Genomic DNA, 20,655 nt, shown 5'->3' on the forward strand with positions numbered 1-20,655 from the left:
AACAGCTCGTCGCTGCAGGAGGATCACCGCAAGTGGGGCGTCACAGTAAGAAATCGCCTGCGACCGTCAGGCGCAGCTCCGTTCTCGCACTAACCGGCTTGGTTCCGGCCGGCTTCATGGCCGTGGGGGCAGCTTCCGAGTTGGACACCGGGGAAATCGCATCCATCCAGCAGTTCTCGGAGGGCGAGCTGGATCCACTGGCCGCCAGACCCGTGGCCGACCCGGCCGATCAAATGCACGCCGTGGCCAAGCAGGGGCACCGCACTCCGCCGGTCGTGAAAACCGTTGCACTGCCCAATGATCGGGAAAAGTCCACGCTGCCGCCGCAGGCCGGCATCCCCGGCGTGGCCGTCGCGGCCTACCAGAACGCCGAGCAGGTCCTGCACGCGGAGAATCCGACCTGCAATATGTCCTGGTCCATGCTGGCCGGCATCGGGCGCGTCGAATCCACGCACGCGTTCGGCGGCAAGGCCGACGCCGCGGGCAATCCGCTCAGCCCCGTCTACGGACCGGTGCTCGACGGCAGCCTCTACGGCAACAATGTCATCCGCGACAGCGACGGCGGCGAACTCGACGCGCTCGGCGGCTACGACCGCGCCATCGGCCCGATGCAGTTCCTGCCCGAAACCTGGAAGCGCTTCGCCGCCGACGGCAACAACGACGGCATCGCCGACCCGCAGAACCTCTACGACGCCGCGCTGACCGCGGGCAAGTACCTGTGCCACGGCGGCTTGAACATGCGTGATCTGGGCCAGCAGACCCGCGCCATCCTGCGCTACAACAACTCCATGGCCTATGTGGCCAACGTCATGGCGTGGGCCAACTCGTACAACACCGGGGTCGCCCCGAAGCCTGCCGAGCTGCCGAAAATCTGAGCCGCCTAAAATTCACTGTTATGCCAGTGTTTACGGAAGCGGATGTGCGGGGCGCCCTCGCAAAGGTCGAGGATCCGGAGATCCGCAAGCCGATCACCGAACTGGGCATGGTGAAAAGCATCGCGATCGATACCGACGGCAATGTCCATGTCGAGGTCTACCTGACCACCGCGGGCTGCCCCCTGCGGACCGAGATCATCCAGCGGGTCAGCAAGGCCGTAGCGGACGTGCCCGGCGTCGGTGCGGTCACCGTGGAACTCGACGTCATGGACGACGAGCAGCGGACCAACCTGCGCAAGCAGTTGCGCGGCGATTCCGCCGACCCGGTCATCCCGTTCGCCCAGCCCGGCTCGCTGACCCGTGTCTACGCGGTCGCCTCCGGTAAGGGCGGCGTCGGAAAATCCAGCGTCACGGTCAACCTCGCCGCCGCCATGGCCGCGCGTGGTCTCTCCGTCGGCGTCCTCGACGCCGACATCTACGGCCACTCGGTGCCGCGCATGCTCGGCACCGACGCCCGGCCCACCCAGGTCGAGCGCATGATCATGCCGCCGGTCGCGCATGACGTGAAGGTCATCTCGATCGCCATGTTCACCCAGGGCAACACCCCGGTGGTGTGGCGCGGCCCGATGCTGCACCGTGCCCTGCAGCAGTTCCTCGCCGACGTCTTCTGGGGCGACCTGGACATCCTGCTGCTCGACCTGCCGCCGGGCACCGGCGACGTCGCCATCTCGCTCGCCCAGCTCATCCCGAACGCGGAGATCCTGGTCGTCACCACGCCGCAGCCCGCGGCCGCCGAGGTCGCCGAGCGGGCGGGCTCCATCGCCCTGCAGACCCGCCAGCGCATCGCGGGTGTCGTGGAGAACATGTCCTGGATGGATCTGCCCGACGGCTCCCGCATGGACCTCTACGGTTCCGGCGGCGGCCAGATCGTCGCCGACAACCTCACCCGCGCGGTGGGCGCCTCGGTCCCCCTGCTCGGCCAGATCCCGATCGAGCAGGAGCTGCGCGAAGCGAGCGACGAAGGCACCCCCATCGTGCTGCGCAACCCGGAAAGCCCGGCCGCCAAGGCCCTGCTCGAAATCGCCGACAAACTCGCCGTCCGCCGCCGCGGCCTCGCGGGCATGTCGCTCGGCATCGACACCACCCGGCACCTGTAAGCGCGAGCGCGAGGACCGATTTCCGCCGGGGTGAGCTGTACCGGTTGTCGGCCCATGCCAATAAGCTCGAACGCATGCTCACGCTGCTTCTGTACGTGCTGATCGTCGGCCTGGTGGCCGCCGTGCTGTTCCTGCTGGCAAGTGCGGTGTTCGGGCGCGGGGAGGAACTCGGGCCGCTACCCGAGGGCACGACCGCGACGCTGCTACCCGCCGAGGGGATCAGCGGGGCCGATGTGCGGGCGCTGCGATTTCAGCAAGTGGTGCGCGGATACAAAGCCGGTGAGGTGGATTGGGCGCTGGCCCGGCTCGCCGCGCGGATCGACGAGCTACAGGTGGAGCTGGCGCGCGCCCGGGGATACGCCGCGCCGCAGCACACCACCCACAACAGCCACCCGGTCCAGGCAACAGTCCCGGTGTTCCATGGCCCGCCGCAGCCGCAGCCCCGCGACCAGCAGTGAGCACCGAGCTCACCCCCGACGGCCGGATCCGCTGCCCGTGGTCGGAGGGCTCCCAGCTCTACCGCGAGTATCACGATCACGAGTGGGGTAAGCCGGTACACGGCGACGACGCCTTGTTCGAGCGGATGTGCCTGGAGGCGTTCCAGTCGGGCCTTTCCTGGATCACGATTCTGCGGAAACGGCCCGCGTTCCGGACGGCGTTTGCCGGCTTCGAGATCGCGCGGGTGGCCCGATTCGGCGACGCCGACTTCGCCCGGCTGATGGCCGATGCGGGCATCGTCCGGAACCGGCTCAAGATCGAGGCGGTGATCGCCAACGCCCGGGTTGCCGGCGATCTCGATATCGGCCTGGACGAGCTGCTCTGGTCCTTCGCGCCGAGCCCGCGACCACGCCCGCGAAACACCGCCGATGTGCCCGCCACCACAGCCGAATCCATCGCTCTGGCAAAAGAATTGAAGCGCCGCGGATTCCGTTTCGTGGGGCCCACCACGGCCTACGCGCTGATGCAGGCGACCGGAATGGTAGACGATCATCTGCACGATTGCTGGGTGAAACGTGACGTGCCCGACAGTGGTCCCGGGGTCACATTTCGAACTCAGGTATCCGTCCACAACGGCGATAGGGAAGAATAGGTGCGGTGTAGCTCGCCAAATGCCGGCGAGCTCGCTAGTTGGTGACAACTGGAGTTCCAAGAAAGTGCGCAGGAATAACGCGCAGATCTGGAGGGAGCAGAGGATGGCGGCCATGAAGCCCCGCACCGGGGACGGTCCCCTCGAGGCAACCAAAGAAGGACGTGGAATCGTGATGCGGGTTCCACTCGAGGGTGGCGGACGTCTGGTCGTCGAACTCACGCCCGATGAGGCGGCAGCGCTCGGTGACGAATTGAAGAGTGTCACCAGCTAGGCACGTACTCGCTGAGCTGGCCGGCCTGCTGGCCTGCCCGGAATGCGGTCTCGGACTCGAGCCGTGTGACCGGGCACTTCGCTGCGCGCAGGGCCACAGCTTCGACCTCGCCAAACAGGGCTACGTCAGCCTGTTGACCGGCGCCTCGACCAAGATGACCGGCGACACCCCAGCGATGCTGGACGCCCGCGCCGCCTTCCAGGGCGGCGGACACTTCGCGCCCATCGCCGACGCGGTGGCCGCCGCCGCACCGGCCGACGAGCCGGCCGCCGTCGTCCTGGAAATCGGCGCGGGCACCGGTTATTACCTGGCCCGGGTGCTCGACACCGCACCTGCGGCCCGCGGCCTCGCACTGGATGTGGCCAAGGCCGCTGCCCGGCGTTCGGCGCGCGCGCACCCCCGTGCCGCGGCGGTCCTGGCCGACGCCTGGCGCGGGTTACCGCTGCGCGCGAAAACGGTGCACCGGGTCGTTTCGATCTTCGCCCCGCGCAACCCGGCCGAGGTCGCGCGAGTGCTGCGCGCCGACGGCCGCTTCGTGGTGGCCACCCCCACCGTGCGGCATCTGGCCGAACTGGTCGGGCCGCTGGGCATGGTCACGGTGGATCCGGACAAGGACCGCAGGCTCAGCGAGTCGATGGCCGGACATTTCGAAATCCTGGACCGCACGACGGTCGACTATCCGATGAAACTCGACCGCGCCGATATCGCGAATGTCGTCGGAATGGGCCCCTCCGCATTCCACGACGACGGGCGCGACCTCGCGGCGCTCCCGGAATCACTCGAGGTGACCGCCTCGGTGACGGTCTCGGTCTACGGCGGCGCCTAGATCTTGCGCACCAGGTCGTAGACCGCGATGGTGTGCTCCGCGATCCGGGCCCAGTCGAATTCGGCGATAGCCCGCGCCCGCCCGGCCGCCCCGAACCGGGCGGCCAGCTCCGGATCACCGGCGACCTCGTTGACCGCTGCGGCCAAGCCCTGCTCGTAGGCTTCGGGCTCCTGCGGGTCGTAGTGCACGAGCCGCCCGGTGCCGCCGTCGGCGACGACCTCCGGAATGCCCCCGACGTCGGAGGCGACGACCGCGGTCGCGCACGCCATCGCCTCCAGGTTCACGATGCCCAGCGGCTCGTAAACCGACGGGCACACGAAAACGGTTGCCGCCGAGAGAATTTGCCGGATCTGCTCGGTGGGCAGCATTTCCCGCACCCAGAACACATTGCCCCGCACCCGCTGCAGTTCGTCCACCGCCGCCGCGGTTTCCACTTCGAGTTCGCGGGTGTCGGGCGCGCCCGCGCACAGCACCAGTTGAATATCCGGATCGAAATCGCGGGCGGCGGCGAGCAGGTGGCCGACGCCTTTCTGGCGCGTGATCCGCCCGACGAAGGCCACGATCGGCCGGTCGGTGCGCACCCCCAGTTCGTCCAGGATCGGCCGGGCGCCGGGCGCGGTAGGCCCGGGATGCCACAGCGTCGCGTCGATGCCGTTGCGCACCACGTGGACGCGATCCGGATCGACCGCCGGATAGGCGTCGAGAACGTCGCCGCGCATGCCGTCGCTGACCGCGATGATCGCGTCGGCGTGCTCCACCGCATTGCGTTCGGACCAGGACGAGAGCCGGTAGCCACCGCCCAATTGTTCGGCTTTCCACGGTCGGCGGGGCTCGAGCGAATGCGCGGTCAGCACATGCGGGATGCCGTAGAGGCTGGCGGCCAGATGCCCGGCCAGACCGGTGTACCAGGTGTGCGAGTGGACCACGTCCACGTGCCCGGCGGCGTCGGCCATACGCAACTGCGCGGACATCATCTGCAGCGCGGGATTGGATTGCTGGAGTAACGGATCGGGTTGATGCACAACGGCATCCGTGCGCGAGACGCCCATGCAGTGCACGGTGACATCGCACAGCTCGCGTAGTCGGGCGGTCAGCTCGGTGACGTGCACACCGGCGCCGCCGTAGATCTCCGGTGGGTATTCACGAGTCAGCATCGCGACCCGGAGCCCATCCGGGCCCGCCGCGAGAACTCCCCCATCCGTGCCGAAACTCACCCAGTTCAAACTAGACGCTCGGTCCAGCTCGGGCCACTTGCACCGCTACTTCACGGTAGTTTGGCATTGTGAGGAGCCAGCCGCACGTACTCGGGATCGTGCTCGCCGGTGGCGAGGGCAAGCGACTGTTCCCCCTCACCGCGGATCGCGCCAAGCCGGCCGTCCCGTTCGGCGGCGCCTACCGCCTCATCGACTTCGTGCTCAGCAATCTGGTCAACGCCGGTTATCTGCGGCTGTGCGTGCTCACCCAGTACAAATCGCACTCCCTGGACCGGCACATCTCCCAGACCTGGCGGCTGTCCGGTTTCGGCGGCGAATACATCACCCCGGTGCCCGCGCAGCAGCGCCTGGGCCCGCGCTGGTACACCGGCAGCGCCGACGCGATCATGCAGTCCCTGAATCTGATCCACGACGAGGACCCGGACTACATCGTGGTCTTCGGCGCCGACCACGTGTACCGGATGGATCCGGAGCAGATGGTCTCGCACCACATCAAGTCCGGCGCGGGCGTGACGGTCGCGGGTATCCGGGTGCCGCGCAGCGAGGCGAGCGCGTTCGGCTGCATCGACTCCGACGAGACCGGCCGGATCACCCAGTTCCTGGAGAAGCCCGCCCATCCGCCGGGCACCCCGGACGATCCGAACGTCACCTTCGCCTCGATGGGCAACTACGTGTTCACCACCAAGGTGCTCGTCGACTCCATCCGCGCCGATGCCGAGGACAACGATTCCGACCACGATATGGGCGGCGACATCATCCCGGCGCTGGTCGCGGCCGGTGAGGCCGCGGTCTACGACTTCGCCGACAACGAGGTGCCCGGCGCCACCGACCGCGACCGCGGTTACTGGCGTGATGTCGGCACCATCGACGCCTTCTACGAGGCGCATATGGACCTGGTGTCGGTGCATCCGGTGTTCAACCTCTACAACCGGCACTGGCCGATCCGCGGGGCCGCCGAGAATCTGCCGCCCGCGAAGTTCGCGCAGGGCGGGCTGGCCCAGGAGTCCATCGTCGGCGCGGGCAGCATCCTGTCCGCGGCCACCGTGCGCAATTCGGTGCTCAGCGCGAACGTCATGATCGACGACGGGGCGACCGTCGAGGGCAGCGTGCTGATGCCGGGCGTGCGGATCGGGCGCGGCGCGGTGGTGCGCCGGGCGATCCTGGACAAGAACGTGGTCGTGGGCGAGGGCGAGATCATCGGCGTGGACCTGGAACGCGACCGGGAGCGTTTCGCCATCAGCAACGGCGGCATCGTCACCGTCGGCAAGGGCGTCTGGGTCTAAGGCTGCCCGGTGCAGAACGGGGCGCAGGGCCCGGGTGTGCGCGGCACCGTGGTCTTGGAGCTGTCCCCGAAATCGGCCGTGACGACCAGCACCAGCAGCACGATCGCGGCGAGTAGCAGCAGCAAGAACACGATCGTGGCGCCCGCCCAGTCCGTTTGGCGGCCGCCGCCGCGGTCGCTGTCGTCGTAACCGGGGTCGCTGTAACCCGGGTCGGGTTTCGACTGCTGCTCGTAGTAGCGGCGTCGGCGTGCCTGCTGCTCTTCTTCCCAGCCCTCCCACATATGACTGGCCCTTCCCGTGTGGCCGGGGCCGGGGCAGCGCTCAGTTCGCCTGGATCACCCGGGTGCGGGCGCGGCGGGTTCGGTGCAGAACGGTGCGCAGGTTCCCGGCGGCGGTGGCGCTTTCGTCGGTCCGGTGTCGAAATCGGCGTTGCTGACCAACACAAGCACAATCACCGCCATTACGACCATGAAACCGACTACAGCCAAAACCATCATCAGCCAATAGGGCACCGTTTTCTCGGTGGCGATGTGCCCTACGTGCACACCTTCGACGAATTCGGACCCGCGCTGCCACGTCATGCTCAACCTCTGCAACCCTCGATGTGGTTGCTGGATACCCCGTGTGGGGCAAGGGAATCAGCCGCGCGAGGCGCAGAGCAAACCGTCGCCGACCGGAATCAGCACACTGGTCAATTCCGGGTCCTCGGCGATGGCGCGGGTGGCCGCCCGCACCGCCTGCGTCGCCGGATCCCGTTGTGCCACATCGGGAACCCGGCCGCCGAGCAGCGCGTTGTGCAGGATGATCGCGCCGCCCTGGCGCAGCAGCCGCACCGCCTGCTCGACGTATTGCGGATGCTCCAGCGGCGCGGCGTCGATGAAGACCAGGTCGTAGGCCCCGTCGGCCAGGCGCGGCAGCACGTCCAGGGCGCGGCCGTTGATCAGCCGGGTCCGGGCGGGCGGGATATCCGCGGTACGGAAAGCCTCCTTGGCAGCGCGCTGATGCTCCGGCTCGGAATCGATCGTGGTGAGCGTGCCGTCCTCGCGCATACCGTCGAGCAGCCACAACCCGCTGATCCCCGCCCCGGTACCCACCTCGACCACCGCGCGGGCACCGAGCAGCTGGGAGTACATGCTCAGCAAAGCCCCCACCGACGGCGGCACCGGCGCCGCGCCCAGCTCGGTGGCCCGTTCCCGTGCGCTGACGAGTACCTCGTCCTCCACCACGGATTCCTCCACGTAGGCGAGATTTTGCTCCAGATTCGATGCCACGCCTAAGAGGCTAGTGCGGAGACCGCGTTATCGGCGTTGTGACAACACGCTTTTCACCCCGCTCAGTTTCTCAGCTGACCCTCAGGATCTCCATACCCGCGGCATACAAGGGCAGTAAAGAGTAGGGGCAACGCAAGACCAGTCGACCGATTGACTCGGGAATGCGGGAACAACGGCATATAGGTAGTCGGTTGTATTCCCTGACCGTCCCGAGTGTTTACGGTCCTGAGTAGGAGGTAGCCCCATCCACATGGTCAAAGGCTCGTTTGCGGCGCTGTCGGGGCACTCCACCAACGTTCCCGAACAGTCCACCCTGCCTGAGCAGGTAATTTCCCTTGATTCCGACGCGGTCGAGGTCCCGGAGGAAGAGCTGAGCGGCACTGCCGCTTTCGACGCCACCGGCGATCGCTCGGTCATGCCGTCCTGGGACGAACTGGTCCGGGAACACGCCGACCGCGTCTATCGCCTGGCCTACCGCCTCTCCGGCGACGCCCAGGACGCCGAGGATCTGACCCAGGAAACCTTCATCCGCGTCTTCCGCTCCCTGTCGAACTACCAGCCGGGCACCTTCGAGGGCTGGCTGCACCGCATCACCACCAACCTGTTCCTGGACATGGTCCGCCGGCGCAACCGCATCCGCATGGAAGCGCTGCCCGAGGACTACGACCGGGTGCCCGCCGAGGGCCCGACCCCCGAGGATGCCTACCACGACGCCCGCCTGGATCCCGAGCTGCAGTCCGCCCTGGACGCGCTGGCTCCGGAATTCCGCGCCGCCGTCGTGCTCTGTGACATCGAGGGCCTGTCCTACGAGGAGATCGGCGCGACCCTGGGGGTCAAGCTGGGCACCGTGCGCAGCCGAATCCACCGCGGCCGTCAGGCACTGCGCGACCACCTTGCGCATAATGGAGCTGGGCAGCGGGTTGCCGCCGCCACGAGCCTTGGGTGAACCGGGCACCGAACCGACAGTCGGCTTCGGGGGCCGGCAGCACCGCCAGTACATGGACGTTGTCGGTCGGAAGGGTGAGCACCGAATGAGTGGCGAATCTAAGCCGCGTTTCCGTCCCACCGAGCATCTGGCGAGCGAGGCGATCGCCGCCTACGTCGATGGCGAGCTGCGGATGAACGCCTATCTGCGGGCGGCTCAGCATTTGGCCCAGTGCCCCGAATGCGCGGCCGAGGTCGACGCCCAGCAGCAAGCGCGCGTCGCGTTGCGCCAGTCCGGTCCGATCCAGATTCCCAACCGCCTGCACGACAGCCTGAGCCGCATCCCGCTCGGCGAATTGCCCGGCGCCGGAGCGACCTCCGAGCGGCCGGCCCATCCCGCTCCGGAAAACTCGCGTACCGAGGCAGTTTTCGGTTTTCTTCCCGATTCGTTCACCGCGACCCGGTGGGCACAGTGGTGGCGCAAGTAGAGTTTCACGCGTGACCACCGAATCGCAGAACACCGGATCGGCCGACACCAACGATTCGGCGGCCAACAGGGGGACCCTGAGGCCGTCAGATGCGCCCGTATTGGGCCCCAGACCGGTTTATCGCCCCCCTGTCGATTCGCATACCGCGTCGACATTCCGCAGGCCCGCCGGCCAGGTCGGTTCCTTCGCCGCGTATTCACCGCAGGCCGCCGGGAATTCCGCACCGCAACTCGGCCCGGAATTGCAGAACCGTCCGCCGGATTCGGTACTGGCCGAAGCCTTCGGGCGGCCCGAGGGTTCCAGCGAACTGCTGCAGCGCGATCCCGACGCGGACGACACGAATATCGCTGTCGCCGGTCCCGCGGATCCGTGGCGCGATCCGAACGCCCCCGCCCGGCTCGGCGCGCCCGCGGTCGAGACGCCGCAGCCGGAAGCGCTGCCGGAGTCCACCAAGCTCAGCGCGCGCGAGGTCCTCTTCGGCTCCCGCGTCGCGCCCAAGGCCTTGGCGCTGCTCGCCGCCGTCGCGCTGCTCGTCGGTCTGGTCGGCGGCCTGGTGGGCCGGTTGACCGCGGAGACCGGCCAGACGCTGACCTCCCGCAAGGTGACCTTGGAGCAGGGCGACTCGCAAGAGCAGCCGCACGGCCAGATCTCCCAGGTCGCCAATGCCGTGCTGCCGTCGGTCGTTTCGATCCGCGTCACGGTCGGCGACAACGGCGCCACCGGTTCCGGCGTGGTGATCGACGGCGGCGGCTACGTGGTCACCAACAACCACGTGATCTCGATGGCCGCGCAGGACAAGAGCAATCGCGCCGTCATCCAGGTGACCTTCTCCGACGGCACCCGGGTGCCCGCGCAGCTGGTCGGCCGGGATCAGAAGACCGACCTGGCGGTGCTGAAGGTCGATGTGAAGAACCTCACAGTGGCCGAGATCGGCAAGTCGGCCGACGTGCAGGTCGGTGACGACGTGCTGGCCGTCGGTTCGCCGCTGGGCCTGAGCAAGACCGTCACCTCCGGGATCGTCAGCGCGCTGCACCGGCCGGTGAAGCTGGCCGGTGAGGGCAGCGACACCAACGCCGTCATCGACGCCGTACAGACCGATGCCGCGATCAACCCGGGTAACTCCGGTGGCGCGCTGGTCGACATGCAGGGCCGGCTCATCGGGATCAACACCGCGATCCGCAGCGAGTCCGGCGGTTCGGTCGGCCTCGGCTTCGCCATCCCCGCCGACGTGGTGACCACGGTCGCGCAGACGCTGATCCGCGACGGGCAGATGCACCACGCGAAGATCGGCCTGTCCGCACGCACCAAGACGGTGGCCAACGAGGTGATGAGCGGCGCCGCGGTGGCCGACGTGGAGCCGGGCGGCCCGGCGGCAAAGGCCGGGATCGTCGAGGGCGACGTGATCGTCAAGGTCGGGGACCGGGAAGTGACCGGGCCCGAGGAACTGACAGTCGCGGTGCAGCAGCACAAGATCGGCGAGCGGGTGAACGTGCAGTTGATCCGCGATGGCAGGCAGGTGGACGTGCCCGTCACCCTCGAGTCCGACTGAGGAAGGCCCTGACCTCCGGGTACTGTTGGATCCGTGTTCAGCAATATCGGCTGGAGCGAGATGGTCATCTTGCTCGTCGCCGCCCTCGTGATCCTCGGCCCGGAGCGTCTGCCCGGCGCGGTTCGCTGGACCACGCGCAGCCTGCGTCAGGTGCGTGATTACGCCAGCGGTGCGACCACCCAGCTCAAGCAGGAGCTGGGGCCCGAGTTCGACGACCTGCGCAAGCCGCTGGCCGACCTGAACGAGTTGCGTGGCATGACGCCCCGCGCGGTGGTCACCAAACACTTGCTGGGCGGCGATGATTCGGTATTCAAGGACATCGACGGCGCCGTCGGAGATCTCCGGGACAGCACGAAGATGACCGATTACCCGATGCCGAAGCTGCAGAAACCGCTGGAGCGCAACGAAACTCCGCCGATCGACAACGACGCGACATAGGCCCGGCAAGGTCACGGGCGTCAAGCGTTCTAGACACCTGACGCTGTCCAGCTGTCTAGACTTCGCACATGTCGGCCGATGACGTGGCACGGGTCTTCGCTATCGAGGACAAGGTCGAGCGGCTCAAAGCGGCAACCGACGGAGTAGCGGCGGCCCAGCAGACCATCAACGAACTGACCCGCATTCGCAGAGCTGTGATCAGGGAACTTCATGCCGAGGGCTGGACCTTCGCCAGAATCGGTGCGGCCGCGGGTCTTTCCCGCGCCCGCATCCATCAGGTGAGCACCCAGGGTCCCGCCCCGGAAGGGTTGTTCTTCGGGCACGGCCCGATCACGGTGATCGCGCCCGAAGTGCGCGCGGGGCGGGTGCTCGGCGCGCCCGACGCCACCGCGGCCGGGCGCCTGGCCGAACTGCTGCACGAACTCGGATTCAGCGCCACTGTCGAACATTTCCTGCCCGGCCGCCCGATCGACCTGAACCGCGACGGGCTGATCATCGTCGGCGGTCCCGAGCTCTCCCCCAGCCTGCGCCAGCTCATCGCCGCCGACCCGCGCCTGCGCCGCGCCGTCGCCCGCGCCGGTGATGCCCGCCGCGGCATCGAGGATCGCGCGGCCCGACGGGTCTACCGCCCCGGCGGACCCGAACCGCACGACATCGCCTATCTGGCCCGCCTGCCCCGCCCGGACGGCCGCGGCACCTGCCTGATCATCGACGGCCTGCACCCACCCGGATCCCTGGGCGCCATCCGGCTGCTGGCCACCCGCCTGGCCACCCTGCACGAACGAGCCGCCAACCATCTGTTCTCGGTGCTGATCGCGGTGCGTTACGACCGCGGCACCGGCGAGCCCGTCGACGCCGATCTTCTGACGCCGGTCTACCGGCACGATCCTTCCGACTCCCGTGTGATGGCGCCACGCACTCGTCGCTGAAGAATTGCCCGCTGGGCCGAATCATGATGTGGTGCAGTTCACCACGTCTCGATGCCATGCGAAGGGCAGTCGCCCACTAGATTGCTCTGATGTAACTAGACGGGTGCGCCGAGCGTCGCGCATCCGGGGGAGGCAGCAATGACCCTCATTGTGATCATCACCGTGGCCGCGATCCTGGCCGTCGGCGCGCTCGTGGCCCTGCTGCTGCGCGTCCCGGGCTCGGACGCGGACCAGCTCACCGTCGCCGCCATCCAGGCCCGCCTGAACGAAGAGACCGAGACCGAGGCCACCGCCGACCGCTGAGCACCCAGCGCGCCACCTGGCAGATCCGCTCAGGCGGCGACGCGGGTGGGGCGCAAGGTGTTCATCGGGGGGCGGTCGGTGAGCGAGACCTCGGTGCTCTGCGCGGTGAAAGCGTCGCCGACAATGGGGAATTGGGTGAGTGCGGCGCCGGAGTCCTGAATGCCACTGCGGCCCAGGACCGTGCCGAGGATTTGGCGGGACATGACGCCGAGGTCGGCGAGGGGGCGGTTGCGGTGGGTGCGGACGCCCAGGTTGACCTGGCCGATGGCTTCCAGGCCGAGGCGATCGTAGGTGTCGAGGAGCAGGCCGATTTCGACCCCGTAGCCGGGTGCGAACGGTACCGACGTGAGAAGTTCTCTGCTGCCCGCGTATTCGCCGCCCAGGGGTTGCAGGACCTGGGATAGTTCCGGGCGCAGGGCGGCCAGCAGGGGGCGCGCGACGAGTTCGGTGACCCGGCCGCCGCCGTGGGCGTCGATCTCGCCGCCCTGCCGGAGCGGACGACGGTAGTAGGCCTTGACCAACTGCATGTCGTCGACAGTCAGCAGGGGGCCCAGCAGTTTCGGGACGAAAGCCGGGTCGGGGTCGATGAGATCGGAGTCGACGAAGGCGATGAGGTCGCCGCTCGCGACGGCCAGTGACCGCCACAGGACTTCACCCTTGCCGGGCGCCGGTTCCAGTTCGGGAACGGCCTCTTCGCGGGTGAATACTTCGGCGCCGGCGGCGCGGGCGCGTTCGGCGGTGGCGTCGGTGGAGCCGGAGTCGAGCACGATCAGTTCGTCGACCAGGGTGCCCAGCAGCGGGCGGATGCTGGCGACCACGTCGGCGACGGTGGCTTCCTCGTTCAAGGCGGGCAGCACGACCGAGACCGTGCGGCCGTCCTTGGCGTCGACCAGTGCTTCGACCGCCCAATCGGGGTTGTCCCAGGTATTGATCGTCATGCCAGACCTCGCGAGGTGCGTGCGGGGGGCCGAATGCCCTGGATAGCGGCGATCATGTCGACCACGCGGCGGGTCGCGGCTACTTCGTGGACGCGGAAGACCCGGGCGCCCGCGGCGGCGGACCATGCGGTTGCTGCCAATGTGCCCTCCAATCGTTCGGATAGACCGACACCTAGAGTCTCCCCGATAAAATCCTTGTTGCTCAGCGCCATCAGCACTGGCCATCCGGTATTTACGAGAACGTCTACTGCCCGCAACAACTCGAGCCCGTGATAGGTGTTCTTCCCGAAATCGTGGGTCGGATCGATCAGGATCGCATCCCGCCGCACGCCCGCCGCGAGCGCCTGTTCGGCGGCATCCACCACGGTCCGCGTCACTTCCGCGACCACATCGTCGTACCGGACCCGGTGCGGGCGGGTCCGCGGCACCGCGCCGCCGGTGTGACTGCACACGATTCCCGTCCCCGTTTCCGCTGCTACCCGCACCAGATCGGGGTCCGCGCCGGCCCAGGTGTCGTTGATCAGGTCCGCGCCCGCGTCGACCGCCGCACGCGCCACCTCGGCCCGCCAGGTATCGATGCTGATCAATAGCTGCGGGTATTTGCCTCGGATCGCCGCGACGAACGGCACGACGCGGCGGGCTTCTTCGGCCGCGTCCACCCGGTTGCCCGGGCCCGCCTTCACCCCGCCGATATCGACCAGATCGGCGCCTTCGTCCACCGCGCGCGCGACCGCGTCCATCGCGGCCGCGTCACTGAAGGTGGCGCCTCGGTCGTAGAAGGAATCGGGGGTGCGATTCACGATCGCCATCACCAGCGCCCGATCCGCCGGTACCGGTCTGCCGCAGAGCGTAGGAAGCGGCATTGCGGCGGGGCTGAACATGACCTTGACTGTACCCAGCGGGCGGCGCATCAAGATCTACGGTACGAACGAGCCCCGGGCGCGCAGGGCGCGTCCGGGGCTGGGGTCGATGGACCTGAGATCACACGGTCCTAGTCGTCTTTGCTGTCATCGCTGTCGTCTTCGTCGTCTTCATCGTCACCAGCGACGCCCTGGCCGGCTCCCTTCGACTTGTCACCGCCCTTGCCACCCTTGCCGCCCTTTTCGCCGCCCTTGCCGGCGTCACCCTTACCGCCACCGTCGGTGCCGTCCTCCCCCTTGCCACCCTCGGCGCCTGGCTCTTCGCCGCCATTGCCACCCTCGTCTTGGGGACCCATGGCAGTACTACTGCCGGTGGGGATGTCGAGGCCGGGTGCGGCTTGGGCTACGCCGCCGCCGAGCGCGACCAGCGCGGCGGCGAACAACGCGAGGATGCTCGCGAGAATCACGGAGGAACGCATGACGGTGTGTTTGCTCTGCGCTTCTGTCATGCCGACTGACGCTACCGGGCAATAGCGGAAAGCTATGTGCCCCAACGGGTGGCACTACTTGGGAGCGCGACGTGCCGCAACATCCTCCGGGTAGTCGTCGTAGAACGGCACATAGCCCTCGGAGCGGCCCGACAAGACATACAGCTCGGTATCGGAGTCCGATTCGTAACCCAGCTTGCGCAGGTCGACCTTGCGGCTCTTGAAGGTGGAGGTCTGCTCCAGCTCGGAAACGACGCGCAGGAACAGCGGCACCGCGTAGCCGGGCAGCTGGTCGTAGGCGAGCTCGGCGAGGGCCTTGCCGTCGAATGTCGCGTCCTCGCGCAGGGTGATCGCGGCCATGCCCGCCTTGCCGTCCGCGCCGGGAACGTCGACGCCGAACACCACCGCTTCGTCGATGCCGTCGTACTTGTTCAACGCGCCCTCCACCTGCGTGGTGGCCACGTTCTCGCCCTTCCAGCGGAAGGTGTCGCCGAGCCGGTCGACGAAGGCGATGTGCCACCAGCCCTGATTGCGGACCAGGTCGCCGGTGTCGAACCAGGCGTCGCCGTCTTTGAACGCGTCGCGCACCAGCTTGGATTCGGTCGCGTCCTGGTCGGTGTAGCCGTCAAAGGGCTGGCGGTTGGTGACCTTGGCCAGCAGCAGCCCGATCCCGCCTGCTCCGACCCGGCGCAGCCGGCCGTCCGAGTCGCGCTTGGCCGCGCCGTTCTCCTCGTCGTATTCCACGATCGTGAACGGCAGCACCGTGAATCCGGCGGTGCGATCGACGCCGAAGGCGTTGATGAACGCGACCGGCGCCTCGCTCGCACCGTAGAACTCGACGATGCGGTTGATGCCGAACCGGCTCTTGAACTCGTCCCACAGTTCCGGGCGCAGCCCGTTGCCGACAGCGAGCCGGACCTTGTGCTGCCGGTCGGCGGGTTTGGCGGGCTGGTTCAGCAGATACCGGCACAGCTCGCCGATATAGATGAACGCGGTCGCCTCCTCGCCGATGATCTCGTCCCAGAAGCCGGAGGCGGAGAATTTCTGGCCGAGGACGTAGGTGGCGCTGCCCGCGAGCACCGACGACAGCGCCACCGTGAGCGCGTTGTTGTGGTACAGCGGCAGGCAGCAGTAGAGGGCGTCACCGCCGTTCAGGCGCACGCCCAGACCGCCGAGACCGGACATGGACTGGGTCCAGCGCCGGTGCGTCATCACACTGGCCTTGGGCAGGCCGGTGGTGCCGGAGGTGAAGATCAGGAAGGCGCGCTCGCGGGCGGTGACCTGCGCGCACACCGCCGGATCGGAATCGTCGGCGCCGCGGGCGGCTTCGCGAAGATCGTTGCTGAACAAGACATTCGACGGCGCCTCGGCGAGCGAGTCGAAGGCCTCCTGGCATTCCTCGCCGATCACATCGAGCACGCTCTCCAGCAGGCCGAAGCTGTGCGAGAGCACTTCGTCGCGCTGGTTGTAGTTGAGCAGGCCTACGGTGGCGCCGAGCTTGACCACGGCCAGCGCCACGAACAGGGTCTCGGGCCGGTTCGTCATCAGCACACCGACCACGTCACCGCGGTTGACACCGCGGTCGGCGAGCACGTGCGCGTACCGGTTCACCTCGGCGTTAGCCTCACGGTAGGTGAACTTCTGCCCTTGGAACCGCAGGAAAAGCCGGTCCGGGTGCCGGTGCGCGTTGCGCTGGAAGTACAGGCCGACCGAGGCCTTGCTGCCGCCGCTGACCAGCATGCCCTTCGCGCCGCGCAGCATCGACGGCGCGTCGAAAGCCATGCGGGGCAAGGACTTCGCCAGGTCGAACAGGCTGACCGTCGTACGCGTCTCACTCACAGCACATCTCCTCAGGGTCGCAAAGCCGCGAAGGCCTCTTCCAAGGTGTTAGCCACTGTGATCCGATCCAAAGCCGGTTGCGGCACGAACTTTCGGTTGTACAACTCGTCGATCCAGTCGAACAGGCCGCGGTAGAAGCCATTCGGGTCCAGCAGCACCACCGGCTTGTCGTGCTGCCCGAGGTATCCGCCGGTCCAGGTTTCGAAGAATTCCTCCAGCGTGCCGATACCGCCGGGCAAAGTGAGGAAGGCGTCGGCGCGGTCCTCCATGATCTGCTTGCGCTGTCGCATCGTGTCGGTGACGACCAGTTCGTCGGCGTCGGTGTCGGCGACTTCCTTGTGCACCAGGTGTTTCGGGATGACGCCGACGGTGTTCGCGCCACCGGCCCGGGCGGCGGTGGCGACCGCGCCCATCATCGACACGTGCCCGCCGCCCGACACCAATTGCCAACCACGGCCAGCGATCTCGGTACCGACCTGGGCAGCGAGGGTCAGGTAATCGGTGTCGGCCGTGCTCGCCGAGCAATACACGCACACCGAATAAGGCTGCACCACAGGTTCACTCACCACGAATCCTCCGTACCGATCGCATCGGCGGCGCCACCCGCCGCGGCATTGCTGGTAATGAACGCCACCACTTCTTCGACGCTGTCGGTGACATGCAGCAGGTCCAGGTCGCCAAGGGCGATCTTGCCCGAGGCGGCCAGCGAATCCCGCAGCCAATCCATCAGGCCGGACCAGTATTTGGTGCCGAACAGGATGATCGGGAACCGGGTGATCTTGCGTGTCTGCACCAGGGTGAGCGCCTCGAACAATTCGTCGAGAGTGCCGAAACCGCCGGGGAGACAGACGAAGGCCTGCGAGTACTTCACGAACATGGTCTTGCGCGCGAAGAAGTAGCGGAAGTTGATGCCGAGGTCGACCCACTCGTTGAGGCTCTGCTCGAACGGCAACTCGATACCGAGGCCGATCGAATACCCGCCGGCCTCGGAGGCGCCGCGGTTCACCGCCTCCATCGCGCCCGGTCCGCCACCGGTGATCACCGCGAACCCGGCTCTGGCCAGCGCGGCGCCGATCGCCATGCCCGCCTGATATTCGGGAGTGTCGACGGGTGTGCGGGCGGAACCGAAGACCGAGACCGCCGGCGGCACCTCGGCCAGCGCGCCGAAGCCCTCCACGAACTCGGACTGGATCCGCAGCACCCGCCACGGATCGGTGTGCACCCAGTCGCTGGGACCGTGATCGTCGAGTAGGTTCTGGTCCGCGGTCCGCAGCCCCGGTTTCCGATCCCGCCGGAACATGATCGGTCCTCGCATCTTCGGTGTGGATTTGGGCAGGCCCGGTACCGGGCCGCTGGCGACCGGCGCGCTGTCGACCGGGGTGCCGAGCATCGGCTGAGCGGGTGGATCGGTAGCCGGGGTACCGGCTGTGGGCGGACTGGCAACCTCGGGTTCGGCAGCGTCGCTGGACATGCGCTCCACGCTACCGCTGGGCGTGGCCGCGGCTAGGAGCCGGTCAGGTAGGTCCGCAGCATGGCGGTGACGGCGGTGATCTGCGCGGTCGGGCAGTGCTCGTCGCGCTTGTGGGCGAGGTTGGGGTCGCCCGGACCGAAGTTGACGGCGGGGATGCCGCGGGCGGCGAAGCGGGACACGTCGGTCCAGCCGTACTTGGCGCGCACACCGCCGCCGCCATGGCTGTTGACCGAGTCGATCAGGCCCTTGGCGGCGGGGGCGGTGAGGCCGGGCAGCGCGCCCGGGGCGGAGTCGGTGACCTCGAAGCTCAGCTCGAGGCCGTCGAAGACCTCGCGCACATGCTCGACGGCCTGTTCGACCGAACGGTCCGGGGCGAAGCGGAAATTCACGTCCACCTCGGCGGCGTCCGGGATGACATTGCCCGCTACCCCACCGGCGACGCGCACCGCGGACAAACCCTCTCGATAGACACAGCCATCGATGTCGACCTCCCGCGCCTGATATTCAGCGAGGCGCTGCAGGATCGGGGCGAGCCGGTGAATCGCGTTGTCGCCCTTCCACGCTCGCGCCGAATGCGCCCGGACGCCCGCAGTACTCAACCGAGCCCGCATCGTGCCCTGGCAACCCGCCTCGATCCAGCCGCCGGACGGTTCGCCGAGGATCGCCAGATCACCTTCCAGCCATTCCGGCAGCTCCCGTTCGATGTGCCCGAGGCCGTTGTGCTTGGCCGCGATCTCCTCGCCGTCGTAGAAGATCAGCGTCAGATCGTGCACCGGGTCGGCGATGGTCGCGGCCAGGTGCAGGAACACCGCGTCCCCCGACTTCATATCGACGGTGCCGCACCCGTACAGCACCTGCTCCCCCGCCGCGTCCTGCTCGAACCGGCTCGGCACATTGTCGGCGATCGGGACGGTATCCAGATGCCCCGCCAGAATCACCCGCGCCGGCAGCCCCCGATTCGTCCGCGCCAGCACTACATTCCCGTGCCGCAGCACCTCGAACCCGCTCGTCTGCTCCCGCAATGCCTGCTCGACCGCATCGGCGATGACCTTCTCATCCAGCGAAACACTGGGGATATCGACAAGGGCCGCGGTGAGCGCGATGGGATCGGCAGACAGGTCGAGGTTCACCCGCCCAGCCTACGACCCTGCTGCCGCGCTCAGTCACGAGTGGCGGCGGAGAACAACCCCTACCGTGAACGACTTAGCGCCGAAGTAGCTGGCCAAAAGGGGTATGACTAAGTTGCTTCCCACTTTGAGCGACGATCTCGGCCCTCGGCAGGCATTGTCGCTCAGAGTGGGAGAGCTAGTACACCTTGACCCAAGAGACTGGCTAACGCGCGGACACCTTCCCGGCGGGCGATCCAGCGGCCCTCGGCGGACTAGTCGTCGGCCATCTTGAACGCGCCGCCCTCAAGCCTGCCGATCAGGCGCATGGTCCAGGCGGCGCGGCTGTCGGCGGTGTCGAGCCACAGGCCGAGGACTTCGCCGACTGGGCCCCAGGTGTCGAGATCGGTGTCCGGGGGCAGATGGGTGGTGATGCTGGCGCGCCATTCACCCAACTCGCGGGCCCGATCCCGCAGCAGCGCAACAGCATCGGCGCGGGGCAGGTCGTCGATGAAGCCGACGGCCGCCGCGAGCAGGTCGAGGCGGGGGTCGCGGCGGGCCAGCGCGGAACGCAGCAGCTGGAGGTAGGCCTGCTCGCCCGCGGTGGTCACCTCGTATTCCATGCGCGGCGGTCCGCCTGCTTCGCTCGGGCTGGTGTCGTGCGCACGCAGTAGTTCGTCCTTGGTCAGGGACTTCAGCGCGTGGTACACCGAACCCGAAGTGGCCCTTGCCCATTCGTGCGCGCCCCAGGATTCCAGGTCGGCGCGCACCTGGTAGCCGTGGGTGCGGCCACGACGCCGGACCGCGCCGAGCACGAGCAGTCGAACCGCCGTCACGTGGTACCTCCAGGTCGAATGGTCAGGCCGGTGCGGTGACCCACCACAGTGTGCCGAACGGGTCGACGAAGCCGCCCATCCGGCTGCCGTCCGCCTGGACGGTGACCGGCGCGGCCGGGCGCGCACCGGCGGTGATCGCCCGCTCGTAGGCGCCTTCGGGATCGGGTACCTGACTCCACAGCTGGACATGCACCGGCTCGGTGGGTGAGCTCAGGCAGCGACCACCGTCCGGGCCGGAATCGGCGAAGAACAGCGAGCTGTCGCCGATGTGGGCTTGCGCGTGGATCATTCGCTTCGGGTCCGTGGGTAGCGGCACCACGTCGGTCACCTCGGCCTCGAAGACCTGCTCGAGGAACGCACGGAAGACAGTGGCGTCGTCGACCATCACGTACGGGGTTACAGAGGACATCCGAACTCCTATCTAGCCAAATTTGGTTACCGGAATCAGCGTAGCTCGAGTAGACAAATTTGGCTAGAAGGGTGGCAGGTAGCTGACCAC

26 protein-coding genes are annotated in these 20,655 nt (G+C 67.8%); 13 read left to right on the forward strand and 13 right to left on the reverse strand.

Annotated features, from left to right (window positions below):
- Positions 1 to 32 precede the first annotated feature (32 nt).
- The 6 genes from IBX22_RS11705 (at position 33) to IBX22_RS11730 (ending at position 4,219) form a co-directional block, all read left to right on the forward strand.
- The gene (locus IBX22_RS11705) at positions 33 to 875 is read left to right on the forward strand and encodes a lytic murein transglycosylase (RefSeq protein WP_194815299.1); all 843 of its coding nucleotides are present in this window, start codon (positions 33 to 35) and stop codon (positions 873 to 875) included.
- Positions 876 to 895: 20 nt separating this feature from the next.
- Positions 896 to 2,032, forward strand: a complete 1,137-nt coding sequence (locus IBX22_RS11710) for an Mrp/NBP35 family ATP-binding protein (RefSeq protein ID WP_194815300.1) — start codon at positions 896 to 898, stop codon at positions 2,030 to 2,032.
- A gap of 74 nt (positions 2,033 to 2,106) precedes the next feature.
- Positions 2,107 to 2,490 carry a DivIVA domain-containing protein gene (locus IBX22_RS11715; RefSeq protein WP_228538303.1) on the forward strand — a complete coding sequence of 128 codons (384 nt, stop codon included), beginning with the start codon at positions 2,107 to 2,109 and terminating at the stop codon, positions 2,488 to 2,490.
- Entirely contained in the window at positions 2,487 to 3,122 is a 636-nt protein-coding gene (locus tag IBX22_RS11720) for a DNA-3-methyladenine glycosylase I (protein ID WP_194815301.1), read from the forward strand. Before IBX22_RS11715 ends, IBX22_RS11720 begins: the two co-directional genes overlap by 4 nt.
- 103 nt (positions 3,123 to 3,225) lie before the next feature.
- The gene (locus tag IBX22_RS11725) at positions 3,226 to 3,393 is read left to right on the forward strand and encodes a DUF3117 domain-containing protein (protein WP_011211259.1); all 168 of its coding nucleotides are present in this window, start codon (positions 3,226 to 3,228) and stop codon (positions 3,391 to 3,393) included.
- Positions 3,380 to 4,219, forward strand: coding sequence for a putative RNA methyltransferase (locus IBX22_RS11730; protein WP_309234547.1), 840 nt, complete (start codon positions 3,380 to 3,382; stop codon positions 4,217 to 4,219). The genes IBX22_RS11725 and IBX22_RS11730 overlap by 14 nt, the downstream gene beginning before the upstream one ends.
- On the opposite strand, the gene glgA is transcribed toward IBX22_RS11730, so the two are convergent.
- The gene (glgA, locus tag IBX22_RS11735; RefSeq protein ID WP_194815763.1) at positions 4,216 to 5,373 is read right to left on the reverse strand and encodes a glycogen synthase; all 1,158 of its coding nucleotides are present in this window, start codon (positions 5,371 to 5,373) and stop codon (positions 4,216 to 4,218) included. The two genes, IBX22_RS11730 and glgA, sit on opposite strands and share 4 nt — an antisense overlap.
- A 128-nt stretch (positions 5,374 to 5,501) precedes the next feature.
- Here glgA and glgC point away from each other — a divergent pair, with 128 nt between their 5' ends.
- Positions 5,502 to 6,716, forward strand: coding sequence for a glucose-1-phosphate adenylyltransferase (gene glgC / locus IBX22_RS11740; protein ID WP_194815302.1), 1,215 nt, complete (start codon positions 5,502 to 5,504; stop codon positions 6,714 to 6,716).
- On the opposite strand, the gene IBX22_RS11745 is transcribed toward glgC, so the two are convergent.
- From IBX22_RS11745 to IBX22_RS11755, 3 genes are read right to left on the reverse strand one after another with little or no spacing between them, the layout of a single operon-like run.
- Complete coding sequence (locus IBX22_RS11745) at positions 6,713 to 6,997, reverse strand: hypothetical protein (RefSeq protein WP_194815303.1); 285 nt, start codon at positions 6,995 to 6,997, stop codon at positions 6,713 to 6,715. The two genes, glgC and IBX22_RS11745, sit on opposite strands and share 4 nt — an antisense overlap.
- Before the next feature lie 54 nt (positions 6,998 to 7,051).
- The gene (locus IBX22_RS11750; protein WP_194815304.1) at positions 7,052 to 7,297 is read right to left on the reverse strand and encodes a hypothetical protein; all 246 of its coding nucleotides are present in this window, start codon (positions 7,295 to 7,297) and stop codon (positions 7,052 to 7,054) included.
- A gap of 57 nt (positions 7,298 to 7,354) precedes the next feature.
- On the reverse strand, positions 7,355 to 7,987 hold the full coding sequence (locus IBX22_RS11755; RefSeq protein WP_194815305.1) for an O-methyltransferase: 633 nt from the start codon (positions 7,985 to 7,987) through the stop codon (positions 7,355 to 7,357).
- A 274-nt stretch (positions 7,988 to 8,261) separates the two neighbouring features.
- Between IBX22_RS11755 and sigE the strand changes: the two genes are divergently transcribed.
- The 6 genes from sigE to IBX22_RS11785 all read left to right on the forward strand — a co-directional run bounded on the left by sigE (position 8,262) and on the right by IBX22_RS11785 (position 12,618).
- Positions 8,262 to 8,933 carry an RNA polymerase sigma factor SigE gene (gene sigE, locus IBX22_RS11760; RefSeq protein ID WP_194815764.1) on the forward strand — a complete coding sequence of 224 codons (672 nt, stop codon included), beginning with the start codon at positions 8,262 to 8,264 and terminating at the stop codon, positions 8,931 to 8,933.
- 85 nt (positions 8,934 to 9,018) lie between these two features.
- Positions 9,019 to 9,399: a zf-HC2 domain-containing protein gene (locus tag IBX22_RS11765; RefSeq protein ID WP_194815306.1), complete on the forward strand. Its 381-nt coding sequence runs from the start codon at positions 9,019 to 9,021 to the stop codon at positions 9,397 to 9,399.
- A 10-nt stretch (positions 9,400 to 9,409) separates the two neighbouring features.
- Positions 9,410 to 10,948: a S1C family serine protease gene (locus tag IBX22_RS11770; protein ID WP_194815307.1), complete on the forward strand. Its 1,539-nt coding sequence runs from the start codon at positions 9,410 to 9,412 to the stop codon at positions 10,946 to 10,948.
- Between the two features lie 33 nt (positions 10,949 to 10,981).
- Complete coding sequence (gene tatB, locus IBX22_RS11775) at positions 10,982 to 11,386, forward strand: Sec-independent protein translocase protein TatB (protein ID WP_194815308.1); 405 nt, start codon at positions 10,982 to 10,984, stop codon at positions 11,384 to 11,386.
- 68 nt (positions 11,387 to 11,454) lie between these two features.
- The gene (locus IBX22_RS11780) at positions 11,455 to 12,315 is read left to right on the forward strand and encodes a hypothetical protein (protein WP_194815309.1); all 861 of its coding nucleotides are present in this window, start codon (positions 11,455 to 11,457) and stop codon (positions 12,313 to 12,315) included.
- Positions 12,316 to 12,453: 138 nt separating this feature from the next.
- Positions 12,454 to 12,618, forward strand: a complete 165-nt coding sequence (locus IBX22_RS11785; protein WP_194815310.1) for a hypothetical protein — start codon at positions 12,454 to 12,456, stop codon at positions 12,616 to 12,618.
- Positions 12,619 to 12,647: 29 nt separating this feature from the next.
- Here the strand turns inward: IBX22_RS11785 and IBX22_RS11790 are convergent, their stop codons facing one another.
- From IBX22_RS11790 to IBX22_RS11830, 9 genes are all read right to left on the reverse strand, one after another.
- Positions 12,648 to 13,556, reverse strand: a complete 909-nt coding sequence (locus tag IBX22_RS11790) for a glucosyl-3-phosphoglycerate synthase (RefSeq protein WP_194815311.1) — start codon at positions 13,554 to 13,556, stop codon at positions 12,648 to 12,650.
- Entirely contained in the window at positions 13,553 to 14,437 is an 885-nt protein-coding gene (gene folP / locus IBX22_RS11795; protein ID WP_194815312.1) for a dihydropteroate synthase, read from the reverse strand. Before folP ends, IBX22_RS11790 begins: the two co-directional genes overlap by 4 nt.
- A 110-nt stretch (positions 14,438 to 14,547) precedes the next feature.
- A complete protein-coding gene (locus IBX22_RS11800) occupies positions 14,548 to 14,925 on the reverse strand; it encodes a hypothetical protein (RefSeq protein WP_194815313.1) in 378 nt (125 codons plus the stop codon).
- A gap of 54 nt (positions 14,926 to 14,979) precedes the next feature.
- A complete protein-coding gene (locus IBX22_RS11805) occupies positions 14,980 to 16,743 on the reverse strand; it encodes a long-chain-acyl-CoA synthetase (RefSeq protein ID WP_194815314.1) in 1,764 nt (587 codons plus the stop codon).
- Between the two features lie 11 nt (positions 16,744 to 16,754).
- Positions 16,755 to 17,312: a TIGR00730 family Rossman fold protein gene (locus tag IBX22_RS11810; protein WP_194815315.1), complete on the reverse strand. Its 558-nt coding sequence runs from the start codon at positions 17,310 to 17,312 to the stop codon at positions 16,755 to 16,757.
- Positions 17,306 to 18,058, reverse strand: a complete 753-nt coding sequence (locus IBX22_RS11815; protein WP_375540233.1) for a TIGR00730 family Rossman fold protein — start codon at positions 18,056 to 18,058, stop codon at positions 17,306 to 17,308. Before IBX22_RS11815 ends, IBX22_RS11810 begins: the two co-directional genes overlap by 7 nt.
- 188 nt (positions 18,059 to 18,246) lie before the next feature.
- Positions 18,247 to 19,344: a succinyl-diaminopimelate desuccinylase gene (gene dapE, locus IBX22_RS11820; RefSeq protein ID WP_194815316.1), complete on the reverse strand. Its 1,098-nt coding sequence runs from the start codon at positions 19,342 to 19,344 to the stop codon at positions 18,247 to 18,249.
- Between the two features lie 251 nt (positions 19,345 to 19,595).
- Positions 19,596 to 20,156, reverse strand: a complete 561-nt coding sequence (locus tag IBX22_RS11825; protein WP_194815317.1) for a helix-turn-helix transcriptional regulator — start codon at positions 20,154 to 20,156, stop codon at positions 19,596 to 19,598.
- A 22-nt stretch (positions 20,157 to 20,178) separates the two neighbouring features.
- Complete coding sequence (locus IBX22_RS11830; RefSeq protein WP_194815318.1) at positions 20,179 to 20,565, reverse strand: glyoxalase/bleomycin resistance/extradiol dioxygenase family protein; 387 nt, start codon at positions 20,563 to 20,565, stop codon at positions 20,179 to 20,181.
- Positions 20,566 to 20,655 lie beyond the last annotated feature (90 nt).

It is taken from the genome of Nocardia sp. XZ_19_385, from assembly GCF_015355755.1.
Taxonomy (GTDB): domain Bacteria; phylum Actinomycetota; class Actinomycetes; order Mycobacteriales; family Mycobacteriaceae; genus Nocardia.